The 12,963-nt window shown below is 55.5% G+C and carries 10 protein-coding genes; 3 read left to right on the top strand and 7 right to left on the bottom strand.

What is annotated here, in order from left to right; genetic code table 11:
- Positions 1–107: 107 nt before the first annotated feature.
- The gene (locus tag G6M89_RS16025; RefSeq protein ID WP_343162653.1) at positions 108–1,388 is read left to right on the top strand and encodes a CoA transferase; all 1,281 of its coding nucleotides are present in this window, start codon (positions 108–110) and stop codon (positions 1,386–1,388) included.
- A 13-nt stretch (positions 1,389–1,401) separates the two neighbouring features.
- Here G6M89_RS16025 and G6M89_RS16020 read toward each other — a convergent pair whose 3' ends face one another.
- From G6M89_RS16020 to deoC, 6 genes are all read right to left on the bottom strand, one after another.
- Positions 1,402–2,094, bottom strand: coding sequence for a hypothetical protein (locus G6M89_RS16020; RefSeq protein ID WP_165162887.1), 693 nt, complete (start codon positions 2,092–2,094; stop codon positions 1,402–1,404).
- A gap of 144 nt (positions 2,095–2,238) precedes the next feature.
- Entirely contained in the window at positions 2,239–3,276 is a 1,038-nt protein-coding gene (locus G6M89_RS16015) for an ABC transporter permease (protein WP_165162886.1), read from the bottom strand.
- Complete coding sequence (locus G6M89_RS16010) at positions 3,273–4,079, bottom strand: ATP-binding cassette domain-containing protein (protein WP_165162885.1); 807 nt, start codon at positions 4,077–4,079, stop codon at positions 3,273–3,275. The genes G6M89_RS16015 and G6M89_RS16010 overlap by 4 nt, the downstream gene beginning before the upstream one ends.
- Positions 4,080–4,114: 35 nt before the next feature.
- Complete coding sequence (locus tag G6M89_RS16005; RefSeq protein ID WP_206335591.1) at positions 4,115–5,299, bottom strand: substrate-binding domain-containing protein; 1,185 nt, start codon at positions 5,297–5,299, stop codon at positions 4,115–4,117.
- Positions 5,300–5,492: 193 nt separating this feature from the next.
- Entirely contained in the window at positions 5,493–6,431 is a 939-nt protein-coding gene (locus G6M89_RS16000) for a ribokinase (protein WP_165162884.1), read from the bottom strand.
- Positions 6,418–7,098 carry a deoxyribose-phosphate aldolase gene (gene deoC / locus G6M89_RS15995; protein WP_165162883.1) on the bottom strand — a complete coding sequence of 227 codons (681 nt, stop codon included), beginning with the start codon at positions 7,096–7,098 and terminating at the stop codon, positions 6,418–6,420. The genes G6M89_RS16000 and deoC overlap by 14 nt, the downstream gene beginning before the upstream one ends.
- A gap of 144 nt (positions 7,099–7,242) precedes the next feature.
- Here deoC and rbsD point away from each other — a divergent pair, with 144 nt between their 5' ends.
- Positions 7,243–7,731, top strand: a complete 489-nt coding sequence (gene rbsD, locus G6M89_RS15990) for a D-ribose pyranase (protein WP_165162882.1) — start codon at positions 7,243–7,245, stop codon at positions 7,729–7,731.
- Here the strand turns inward: rbsD and G6M89_RS15985 are convergent, their stop codons facing one another.
- Positions 7,732–8,904 (bottom strand): MFS transporter, encoded by a 1,173-nt coding sequence (locus G6M89_RS15985; protein WP_165162881.1) that lies wholly within the window; start codon positions 8,902–8,904, stop codon positions 7,732–7,734.
- 1,024 nt (positions 8,905–9,928) lie between these two features.
- On the opposite strand from G6M89_RS15985, the gene G6M89_RS15980 reads away from it, so the two are divergent.
- Positions 9,929–12,085 (top strand): PAS domain S-box protein, encoded by a 2,157-nt coding sequence (locus G6M89_RS15980; protein ID WP_165162880.1) that lies wholly within the window; start codon positions 9,929–9,931, stop codon positions 12,083–12,085.
- Positions 12,086–12,963 lie beyond the last annotated feature (878 nt).

Here is a 12,963-nt window from a genome sequence, read left to right as displayed (position 1 = left end):
AATAATTTGGAATGACTGAACGCCCGGGTGAACTGGGCCGACAGAATCACCTCGAGATCGTGACGGCGGAGAGATAGTCTAGCGGGTAGTGGGGGTGAGCAGCCACTATGAGCGTATTTCCACAGAGGCAATTACCTACTAACCCCAATGCTTTACCTACCATCACGCGAATAGCTACCAGTATGCAATCGTTAGCAGATGTCACAGTAGCTGATTTTACACAGCTAATGGCTGGCGGATGGGCAGCCCAGAAACTCGGAGATATGGGTGCAGACGTGATCAAACTCGAGCATCCTGCGGGTGAGGTTCAGCGGACGATGAGTTACCGCGGTCAGACGCTCGAGGGGAACGGTGTGGGCTATCTAACGATGAATCGGAACAAGCGAAGCGTGGCCATTGATCTGAAAACCGACGAGGGCCATCAGATCGCGACAGACATTATCGAGGACGCGGACGTGTTAATCCACAACTTCCGTCCCGGCGTGATGGAGCGCCTGTCGCTGAGTTACGACGAGGTGACTGAGGTGAATCCAGACATCATCTTCGTCGAAATCTCCGGTTATGGCTCATCGGGACCGTACGCGAACCGACCCGGCCAGGACCTCATCTACCAAGCGATGACTGGCCTCACCTCCTATACGGGCCGAAACGATGATCCGCCGACGCCAGCCGGCACTGTCGTCGTCGACGAACACACAGCCACGCTAGCCGCGATGCACACCGTCGAGGCACTCTATCACCGCGAACGAACCGGCGAGGGCCAGCGCGTCGAAACGAGCCTGCTCAACGCCGCCGTTGATCGCCAGTGTAACGAACTCACCTTCGCGATGAACCTCGAGGAAGGCCTCCCGCGCGGGGAAAAGACGCACGGACATGCCTACCTGTACCCGCCATATGGCATCTACGAGGCCAGCGACGGCCACGTCGCGATTGGCATGTCGCCGATGGAGCGCATCGCTGAGACGTTCGACCTGCCCGAACTCGAGGCATATGAGGACCAACAGGAACTGTTCGAGCATCGAGACGAGATCCACGATCTGATCGAAACCTACACGACCGACCACCGCGCCGAGGAGATCGTCGACGACCTCGTCGATGCCGACGTGCAAGCGAGCGTCGCACGCGACCTCACTGAGGTGGAATCGGACCCACAGGTCCAGCACAACGACATGATACTCGAGATCGAGCGACCCGACGGCGAGTCGTTCAAGACGACCGGCTTTCCCGCGAAGCTCTCCGAAAGCGGGGGCGACGTGCGTCACTCGCCACCGGCGCTTGGACAGGATACGCGTACGGTCTTACTCGAGCGCGGCTACACGGACGAGGAAGTCGACGAACTGGTCGAAAACGACGTGGTCGTCGCCGACGCGGACGACACTCCAGAGTAATTCTGTTTCCGTCTCAGGCGTGTGTCGTCCGGAAAACGGCAACCTCACATGCCTCACACTGGAGCGTGAGCGTCTGCTCACCGCCACAGCAAAATCGCTCGCTTTCGTCGGCCGCAGCCAGTGGCTGGTCACAGGCGGGACAGTGCTCGAGAAACGACCGAAGTGTCGCGAGCGTGCGACTCCGTTCTGCTTCCTCGAGCGTCGCCCAGTCGTCGTCGCGCTCACCGAGCACGACGATGGCGGCGATATCCGCTAGATACGCCGGCTGCGAGTTCCAGCGGGCGACCTGCGTCCCGTCGACCGCGACAGCGAATCGGTTCTCGGTCGTCTCGGTCTCGAGACGTGCCGGTTCGACCCCGAGTTCGCTCGCAAGGCGCGCTGTCCCGCCGTCAGTTCGGCGTAGACGGGCCATCTCCTCGCGCCAGTCGGCTCGGAACGACTCCTCGAGACAGAGGTCATCGACGTCTTCGCATTCGACGACAAACGACTCGAGGATGGACTCGACACTCGCGTTACCGTCCGGGTTCGGCTCGAGAGTTGAGTCGTCCTCGGCCGGTACTGCGGGCTGTTTCCCGAACCAATTCAAGACGGGTTGTGGGACGTACCGTTGTGTGAGCGTCGGTGTCCCGGGGATGAGATAGCCCCGCAAGTAGATGATGACGAGCGCGAGCGCGACGAACGCGATCCCTGCAATCGGCCAGCTCATTGCGAGCACACCGCCCACGAGCACACTGATCGCGACGTTGACGGCGGTGCAAGCTCCACAGCGATTCTCACCGGTGTATGTCGGTTGTCTGAGTCTGAATGCAGCCATAAATTGCAGCGTGAATAAATCGGGTTCCCGAGGGCGTTAGCGCCCGCGGAAGATGATGTCCAGGACGACGGCGACGATGATGATGACGCCGGTCAGTAATTCCTGGATGTCGACGCTCATGCCGTTCAGGACGAGCACTTGCGGGATGATGGCGATTACGAGTGCCCCGAGGACCATCCCCGAGAGCGTCCCTTCACCGCCGAAGAGGTTGGTCCCGCCGATGACCACCGCAGCGATGATCAGCAGTTCGTAGGTTGCCCCACTCGAGGCGAACATCGACCCGTAGTAGGAGATGCTGATCATGCCGGCCAGTGCTGCCAGCATGGCGACGATGACGAAGTTCAAGATCTTCACCCGGTCGGCGTTGATCCCCGTCTTCTCGGCTGCATCCTGATCGTCACCCACGGCGTAGATGTGGTAGCCAAAGCGCGTCTGATGAAGGACGAACCCGAATGCGATCACCAGCAAGAGCGCCCAGACTACCTGATGGGCAACACTTACACCGAAGACCTCTGTCGTGCCGCCGAGCAGGTGGATAGCGGAATTATCTCGCGGGACGCCCCACGAGCCGTCGGTTATCGAGAGCGCAACCCCCCTGAGGACGCTGAGCATGCCGATCGTCGCAATCAGCGAAGGAACACCAATCTTCGTGACGATCACACCGTTAGTCACGCCAACGCCGGCAGCGATCAGCAGGACAACGACCATCGCCGCAAAGACGGTCAACTGGAAGTCCTGAATCAGCATGGCGAACGAAAGCCCGCCGACAGCGAACATTGACCCCACAGAGAGGTCGAACTCGCCACTGATGATGAGGAAGCTCATCCCGATGCCGATGATGATGTAGATCGACGCTGTGCGGAACAGCCGGAACGTAACGCCAGAGATATCTCCCCAGCTAAAGAAGATATCCGGTCGACTCACTGCAATGATGCCGTACAGGACAATAAATCCGAACAACACGCCGGCTTCGCGACGTGAGGTGAGCCGGCCAATGAGCGTCGAGGGGCCGCGAACAGTGGCAGATGCACCGCCACCACCGCCACTACCCGGCTTACTTGTCTCTTCGCTCATGCTGTGGACCTCCCATCATCTCTAATATCCTCGAGCGGGGCCGCCTGACCCGACTCTTTGCCGCCCATCATCTTGAGGACGATATCCTCACGGTCGGACGTTTTCGCATCGAGCACGCCCATGAGTTCACCCTGATGAAGCACCGAAATCCGGTCGGCGATTCCGAGCACTTCCTCGATGTTGTGACTGATGAGGATGATCGAGATTCCCTCCTTTCGAAGTGTGTTGACAACGTTGAGTACGTTTCTGACACCCTCGATTGACAGTGCACTCGTCGGCTCGTCCATGATCAGGATATCCGGATTGAACTGGAGTGCGCGAGCGATTGCGACTGCCTGTTGTTGGCCGCCCGAGAGGTTTCTCACCTGTGAGTTCGGGTCAACTGGAATCTTGACTTTCTCAAGTGCCTCCGTGGCCTCTCTGTTCATTCGCTCTTTGTCGACCAGTCCGAGTCGACCGGCGATTCCCTCCCGAACCGGTTCGTTTCCGAGGAACACGTTCGAGGCAACGGTTTGACTGTGTGTCAACGCGAGATCCTGATAGACCGTGCCGATACCCATCTGTCGGGCATCGTTGTAGTCGTCAAAGGAGACGCTCTCACCTCTAACGAATATCTCGCCCTCGGTCGGCTCGAGGACGCCACAGAGCATCTTAATGAGCGTCGATTTGCCCGCACCGTTGTCACCGACGATCGCCATGATCTCGCCCTCTTCGGCGCTGAAATCGACGTTATTGACGGCTTTGATCGTACCGAACTCTTTTGTCAGTCCTTGCGTCTGAATAACGGGTGAATTGGAACTCATGTTATAGGTGTCTGAAATGAAGTTTGGCGGACGCGCTAGTAGTTGTCGTCCTGCCAGTCCATCAGCGTCGACCAATCATCTCGCTCTAAGGCGAAGTCGATGTTCTCCTGGTCGATGACTTCCGCGCCGGTTCGGTAGTCTTTGGGTGGAATACCTCGTTCCATGTAGAGCCAGGCGAGCATCGTCGGGACGTACCCCTGTGAGAAGGGGTCCTGTCCGATCGTGAACTCCATGATCCCGTTTTCGATCGCCTCCATCGTCGGCTCCTCGAGGTCGAACCCGCCGCCCATAATCTCGTCTTCGACACCCTGGGCCTCGAGCGCTTCCGCGATGAACCACGTGTACGCATCGGTCCCAAGGATGGCCAGAATGTCATCTTCGGCTGTGATGTGATCTTCGAGGCGTGTAATCCCCTCGTTGGAGTCGTCGGTGATGTCGAGTACCTCCGTGCTTACATCCGTCTCGTTCTCGAGTGCGGCTTCGATTCCGTCTGCCCGCTCACCAAGCGCAGAGTGACCGGGACAACAGGTCGCGATTGTTACCTGGCCGTCCTCGCTCTCGAGTCGATCAGCTGCTTCAAGACCAACCACGTACCCAGCAGCGTAGTTGTCCTGTCCCGTGTATGGCAGCGTCCGACCGAAGCGGTCTTGCATGTCATCGACCGACCAGGCGTTGGTGTTGTACAACATCACGACGATGTCGTTATCAAGTGCCTCCTCAATCACCGCATCGTAGGCGTTCTCATCGATAACCGTCGTGATGATCACGTCCGGTCCTGCATCGACCGTCGACTCGAGGATCTGGACCTGTTCTTCGACGTCTTCGCCGCCGGTCGGGCCAGTGAAGTTCGCGCTCCAACCGAGTTGCTGGGCGGCGTCGTGCAAGCCGGCAATTGCGGGATCGAAGAAGGACGTGGCAGCATCGTGGGTGACCATGCTCACGTCCATCTCCTCCCACTCGCTCTCGTAGTCGAGGTCGGTCGGTGGCGGAATCAGTTCGACAAGTTGGAAATCGGGCACGTCGCCGTTCCCGTTCCCACCGTTGCCGCCTGCCGGTGTATCATCATCGTCGGAATCTTCCTGAAAGACGAGATCGGTACAGCCGGCGAGTCCGGCAGCAGCCCCAACGGCACTCGCTGCGCCGACTTGACGCATGACATCTCGCCGAGACACGCCCTTCCCGAGCCGTATGTTGACTCTGCTCTTGTCATCCGGTGGCATAGCACAGACAAGCGGGAGTATCATAATAAATATTGTTATTATCGCACCAGGCTGCCGATAACATAGCCACTATACGTCGTCGGAAAAAGAAACAGCGGGCGAAAACGGTTGTTTTGGGGAATAAGTTTAATTAATCCTGTACACTCTTGGGTAAGATTGAGAAGATAAAATGACTGAAAGCGCACGAGGCCGTTCAACTAGAATGTAACTCTTCAACAGCGTCCCGTGTCGGCAACCCAGGGACAACCTCCGACGCAGTCACGGTCAACGCTCCCGCAGCGCACGCAAAATGGGCGGCCGTAGTTTGGGTCATTCCGGATGCCAATCCAACTGCAAAGGCACCATTGAACGCATCACCCGCACCAGTAGTGTCAACCGGGTCAACCGTCGGGGCATCAACAGCAGTTACTGCCTCGTCGACGAGCAGTGCTCCATCGCTCCCTACGGTCATCACGACTGTCCCATCCACCTGCTCTGAGAGTTGTTCGGCGATCGCTCGATCAGCAACCTCGTCTTCTGGATCAATTCCCGCGAGCGAGCGAGCCTCATTTTGATTCGGTGTGAGGTACGCCGCTTGGTCGAGTACCGCCGGATCGAGATCCCGTACCGGTGCCGGATTCAACACGACCTCGACATCGTTGCTCGCAGCCACCTCGAGTACGCGTTCGATCGGATCCGTTTCAATCTCTAACTGGACGAGCAACACATCACTTTCAGCAATGACATCGGCAGCGTCATCGACGTGATGCGCGGACAACGTCGCGTTTGCACCGGGTGCGACCGTAATCTCGTTTTCTCCCTCGGCGTCGACGAGCACGAAGCCAGCACCCGTATGGGCCTCTGCATCCCGGCTGACTTGTGAGGTGTCGATTCCCTCTTGCTCCCAGAGATCGAACGCGTCGTCGCCGTAGCGGTCAGTTCCAACACGGCCGATGAATGTTGTCTCCGCACCGAGTCGACTCGCAGCGATTGCCTGATTCGATCCCTTTCCGCCAGGACCTTCGGCGAATCCCTCGCCGATGACCGTCTCGCCCGGAATAGGAAACTGTGGGACACGCATCGTCAACCCAACATTATAGCTTCCGACAACCGCAATAGACGGTGTCTTTCCCTCCGACTCAGTACTCGCCATCACCGACACCTCCGGTCACGATCTCGACGCCGCTCGAGGCGCCGAGCAGTTCCGCGCCAGCATCGAGCAGTTCGGTTGCATCCTCGAGCGATTTGATGCCGCCACTTGCTTTGACACGCGTCTCATCGCCCGCACGTGCGCACAGGAACTCGATACGATCAACCGTTGCTTTCCCACCCTCGCCCCAGCCGCTCGAGTTCTTGATGTAGTCGAATCCGGCGTCTATCGCGAGGTCAACGATCTGTTCGGCTTCGTCGTCGGTTAACGCTCCGAGTTCGAGCATGGCCTTGCACGTCGCGTCGCCGCTTGCCTCGACAATGAGGTCCATTTCTCGGCCAACCTCGTCGAAGCGTCCCGATTTCACAAAGCCGATGTTTGGCATGACATCGACTTCTTCTGCGCCGGCGGCAACGACGTCGCGGATTGCCATCGCCTTCGAGAGCGGTCTATCGCCGCCCATCGGAAACCCAACGGCCGAACAGACGGTAACGTCGCTCCCGGCGAGTTGGTCGCGGACGAATGGGACCCAACACGCCTGTACCATTGCCCCATCGAATCCATACTCGAGACATTCTGCACAGAGCGTTCGGATATCATCCTCCGTGGCGGACGGGTTGACGTTCGTGTGTTGGATCGTCCCGGCCACATCGCTTGGCTCTCGTGACATAGAACAGCTATCACAATTCCGCACGCCAACAAAACGTTATGGGCTAGCAACCCACACAACTGGCACTATTCCCCCACTGCCAGTTGCGTATGCGGGAATACCTTCAAGAGGTGTGTGCACAAATATGTCACGGGAGAGATCCACATGAAACGAGACGAAGACGGCATTCTACACGCTGAGTTGAATCACGCAATCGCACGCATGGGCCATACAGACACGCTCATCGTCACCGACGCGGGCTTTCCGATTCCACAGGACGCCTGGCGGATCGATCTCGCACTGACACGCGGCGTTCCGGGGCTCTACGACGTCCTCGAGGCGATCCACGCGGAACTGATCCCCGAGACAGTCACCTACGCCGACGCTGTGCCCGAGAACAATCCAGCAATGGACGAACGGCTACAGGAACTGTATGGGGGAACTGGAACAGCACTCGAGACGATTCCACACGAGGACGTGATCGCTCACGGGGCCGAGGCAAAAGCAATCGTCCGAACTGGCTCGTACGTGCCCTGGGGCAACGTTATCATCGAGTGTGGGACAGATCCGAAACCCTTCTTCGATGGTGACCGAGAGGTGATGCCCGAGGCCTACGAGCAGCGATACGAGGAAATGCATGGCGAGAGACCGTGATCAGTAGCCAAGATCGAACGCCCAGTTGACGACGATTGCGAGGCCGATAATCGCGAGAATCCCACCGAGAAAGCCAAAGGAGACGGCCCAATTGGCCGTATCAGCAAGCACACCGACGACAACCGAACCAGAGGCCGCGACGATCATATAGATCGTTCGCACGAGTCCGAAGCTCGTGTTCTGTTCCTCACTCGAGAACGCACGGAAAAACCGCGGCATCGACGCGGCGTCAAAACTCATCGCGATGCCCAGGAGTGCAACGCCAAGGAGCATCCACTCGAGTCCGGTTGCCCAGATGAGAATAGCGAACCCCAACACGCCGGCGAAGAAACACCCTGCGATGGTCCCGTCTCGACCGAACCGATCTGAGACAGCGCCGACGCCAATCTGGGCAATCCCCTGGACGACGAAATACGCCGAGAAGATCGCACCGGCAAGCGTCGTCGAGGCGTTGTGGTGTTCGATGAGAAACGTCGGAAGAAACGAGGCGGTGCCTTGCCATGCGAACTCGCCAACAATCGAAATGAGGAGCGTAAACGCAACTGCTGGGCGAGTGAGAACCGTTTTGGCAGCATGATAATCAACTTGGTCTCGAAGCGGTGTCTCCGGGTACCGTGGCTGAGTGGAGCGAATCTTCAGGGCAAACAGCGCGGCGACTGGAATGCCGACAATCGCGACGGTGGCGATTGCAACACGCCAGCCAACGTGAATACCGAGCCACGCGATACCGACAGGAGCCATTAATCCGGCGATGGTCCCACCGGTGTTGTGAACGCCGATTGCAGTCCCGACAGAGTCGTACGTCCGTGCGAGCAAGGTCGTGGCAACGCTGTAGTGCAAGCCAGCAACGCCACCAAGGACGACTGTGGCAGTGAAAAAGAGCCAGAACGCTGGTGCCAGTGCAACAAGTAATACAGCACTTGCGGTACCAGCAACGGCGATGAGGATAATACGTCGTTCGCCGTACCGATCTGCCAAGATGCCGCTTGGGTACTGGGCGATTCCGTACGCAAACCACATTCCCGTCAGCGAGAGGCCAACAGCCGCGTTCGTCGTCGAAAACGCCGAGACAATATCGGGGACGACAGGACTGATCGCTAATCGGCCGACCATCGTCACGAAAAACGCAAGCGTACACAGCGCCAGCACAGTCTCACGATATCGCCATTTCATCGACTGATACGAACCCACTCATTCGATACTGGCAGCCACATGTATACGTATCGATTGAACAACGTAGCCGAAGAAAACGAGGACCAATCACTGCATAAACAGTACGAAGTATATGGAAGTTGTAAGTACTATCAACAAATTATAAATTGAACAGTTTAATGTGTCTGGCAGGCCACAACTGTGCGATAGATACTCAGATGCGATGGTTTCGTCTATCACGCATTAATCCGCCCACTGAGACTTCCAGTGTGGATTGAGTCGAACCAGAGAACAGACCTGGGACAAATCGAACAGAATATTGGTCTCCAGACTGGCTTCTTCACAAAATTAACCATATAGTGTTTGATACACATCGTTTGGATGAGTACAGACTTGTTTTGGACCATTGTGAGAAGTATCCAAAAGAGGTTTGATTTGTCAAGGAAGAGTTTTGATCAGTAATTGGTAACGTACCTCTCGAACCACAGTCGTGTTTCACTTTCACTCTGGTTGGCAGACGTATATACGTCATCAGGCACTTGTGCTCGACAGCGGGTGTTTCGGCCCGCAGCACTCACACGCTTTGGGACGAAAACAATGCACACTACCACTCACGGACGCACAGACAGAGACGGTATGCAAGCGACGAGTTTGCCGGTGAGAACGCACCAACGTGAGCGCGATTACGCGGTGATGGAATATAGTAGCCACTGACAGTCAGTGCACACCCAATTGCATGACGGCTATGCGATTGGTGTGTAAACAGTTTCAATTGTTACTATAGAATGTTCCGACAACTCAAAGAACGGCTATCACGGTCACGCCAGACACCACAACACCGTGAGTGTCGACAGTGCGGAACGGCCGTCCCGACCGAAATCGATTCCTGTCCGGAATGTAACTCCGAAGAGATCGCAAGCTACCGGCTCTGACAGACTCGAGCCGTATGCTCTCTATTTTGATTTCTTTTTGACAGCACCCGAATAGTAGTAGACGTGGCTTTTATACAGGGGTCGTGAGTAGTCTCAGTGTCAATCAGTTTCGTATGTCTCCACCTACCTCTACCACTACCGACATTCCCGCCGACTCAGCGGCCATACATATCCTTCATATTGACGACGAACCAGATTTTGCAGATCTGGTCGCAACGTTTCTTGAGCGTGAACGGCCAGCGTTTACCGTCCACACTGAAACAGACCCTACGGAGGCACTTGCAACACTCAAAGACGGAGATATTGACCTCGAGTGCGTCATTAGCGACTACGATATGCCCGGCTTGAACGGTCTCGAACTCCTTGAGTACGTCCGGAAAACGGATCCTGATCTCCCGTTTATTCTCTTTACCGGGAAAGGATCCGAAGAGATTGCAAGCGAAGCGATCACTGCCGGCGTCACGGAGTATCTCCAGAAAGGTGGCGGCACAGAACAGTATACGGTCCTTGCAAATCGGATCCAGAACGTCGTCGAACACTACCGTGCAGAACGTCACCTCACTCGCGGACTCGAGGCGATCGAGACAGCCCAAGAGGGAATTGCAATATTGAGTGAGGACGGATACATCGAGTATCTCAATACGGCATATGCAGCGTTGCTTGGCTATGAGCGTGATGAGCTCATTGGCTCCCACTGGGAAATACTCTATCGTGAGGACGATGTCGACGAAGTGTACGACATCTTGCTTCCAGCAGCGAAAGACGGCTACTGGCAGGGACAAAAACCAATGCTCAAAAGTGACGGCACGTTGCTCGCCGTCGAGCACACACTCTCGTATACAGCCGACGAATCGCTTATTTGTACACTATCGGAGCCGTCAGTGACTGAAGCAACTGACAAAGAGTGTCCAACAAGAGCACGAGCGATGGACAAAGCACCGGTCGGCATTACCATCACAGACCCACACACAGAAGACAACCCAATAATCTACGTCAACGAGGAGTTCACCGAACTCACCGGCTATTCCAGAGATGACGTCCTCGGTCAGAACACTCGGTTTCTGCAAGGCGAGCGAACACGTGAGCGTCCAGTAACCAGACTTCGGGACGCAATTGCCACCGAAAAACCAGTTAGTGTCGAGTTGCGGAACTACCGGAAGGACGGGACCGAGTTCTGGAATCGTGTTCGAATCGCCCCACTGTTCGATGACGATGGTGAAATCGAATACTACGTCGGCTTCCAAGATGACGTGACACGCGAGAAAACCTACGAATCAAAACTCCGTTCACAGGCAGCACGTCTCGAAGCTCTTCTCGAGCATTCTCCGGATATGATCACCATCCACGATGCCGATGGCGTTATCCACGACGTCAACCAGCGGATGTGTGACGAACTTGGATACACGGAAGAGGAACTGACTGGTACAGCCGTCTGGGATATCGATCCCACTGCCGATCCAACGCGAGCACGAGCGTTCTGGGAGTCACTCCCAACGAACTCGCCCCGGCGTTTCGAAGGGGAACTCGAGCGTGCCGATGGAACAACTGTGCCGGTCGAAATCCACCTCATCCGGCTCAATCTGGATGGGAAAGATCGATTCGTCGCGATGGACCGAGATATTAGCGACCAGAAACAGCGCCAAGAGGAACTCCTCGAGCGAAACGAACGATTGGATCGCTTTACGAGCATTCTCAGTCACGACCTTCGGAATCCGCTCCAGCTTGCACAGGGCCGTCTGCAACTCCTCAAAGAGGACTGTGAAAGCGAACATTTCGACGATATCGACTACGCACTCACTCGGATGGACGCACTCATCGAAGACGTGCTCACGCTCGCACAGGTTGGAAACGATGCGATGGAAATTGAGTCAGTATCACTCAGTGACCTTGTCGAAGACTGTTGGACCACCGTTGCCACGGACACAGCAGCACTCGAGATTGAAACGGAACAGACGATCCAAGCCGACGAGAAACAGCTCCACCAACTGTTCGAAAATCTGTTTCGCAACGCCGTTGAACATGCCGATGAAACCGTCACAGTAACTGTCGGTGATACCGAGACCGGGTTTTATATCGAGGATAACGGCCCGGGTATCCCAGCCGCTGCTCGAGACGATATTTTTGATGCCGGCTACACGACCGCAGACGATGGCACCGGGTTCGGTCTCCACATTGTGGCTCGAGTCGTTGACGCACACGAATGGGCGGTCTCGATAACCGAAGGGGAGACAGAAGGTGCTCGCTTTGAAATTTCGACCGCAAATACCTGAAACCGTAGTTCAGCGTCTGGATTCAGGTCCGATCCCCAACTCAGCGAATGTTGGCGTCTTCTCTACGACCTCGTCACAGTGGGGACATCGTTTCATATCGTTTTTAATATAAGTCTCGGCGCAGTCTATACAGGTATAGAGTTCATTTGCTGGCGGTGATTCCGTGGACGACGGACGGACATCATCTGAGGTGTTTGACGCAGTAAACCGGTCCACCACTCGATCAAGAATACGAAATGGCATTGTGTAGTATATAAGCAGTCAGGAGGTGGCATAAATCGATTGCCGGTTCACAGAAATTGAATATTACGTGAGCAACACTGTCAATTTAGTGTTAGATATACAGGTGTGTGAGCGTCAGTATCGCTGGAAATCAAAATAGGTACCTATCGTACCTATTAGAATGATGAGTTGGAACCACATCTATACACAGATAGTCGAAAATCGAACATGTACAACGTTCTTATTCTATGAAGACACATCATTCAAGTGAGTTTTTGTACTATGTACGCCTAAGAGAGACTGCCAAATAATCACAACAGTTCAACTAGATTGAAAATGGACGATAGCCTTAGCCGGTTTTCGGCAATCTGAAGTCGTGCGTTCAGATATCAAAATAACGGGTTATAGTGTACAACGCCATATAATGGTCAAAGAGTGTGGACTCACCAAAACCAGATCACCCATAGATCCAGCATCATCAATACTAAACCAAATCAAACCGATATCTGGCTGCAGAGTCACCGCAGGAACTCAATTACCAATCAGGATATGTAAAAATCCCCCAATATATCAAAATGGACAATAGTATATTAGATAGTTAGTTACTGCGGTACTCAAACCGCAGAGTAGAGTTAGTAGCACCGCCCCCTGGTCAG

Origin of the sequence: Natronolimnobius sp. AArcel1 (assembly GCF_011043775.1) — an archaeon.
Lineage (GTDB): Archaea > Halobacteriota > Halobacteria > Halobacteriales > Natrialbaceae > Natronolimnobius.
This window is presented reverse-complemented; position numbering and strand designations above follow the sequence as displayed.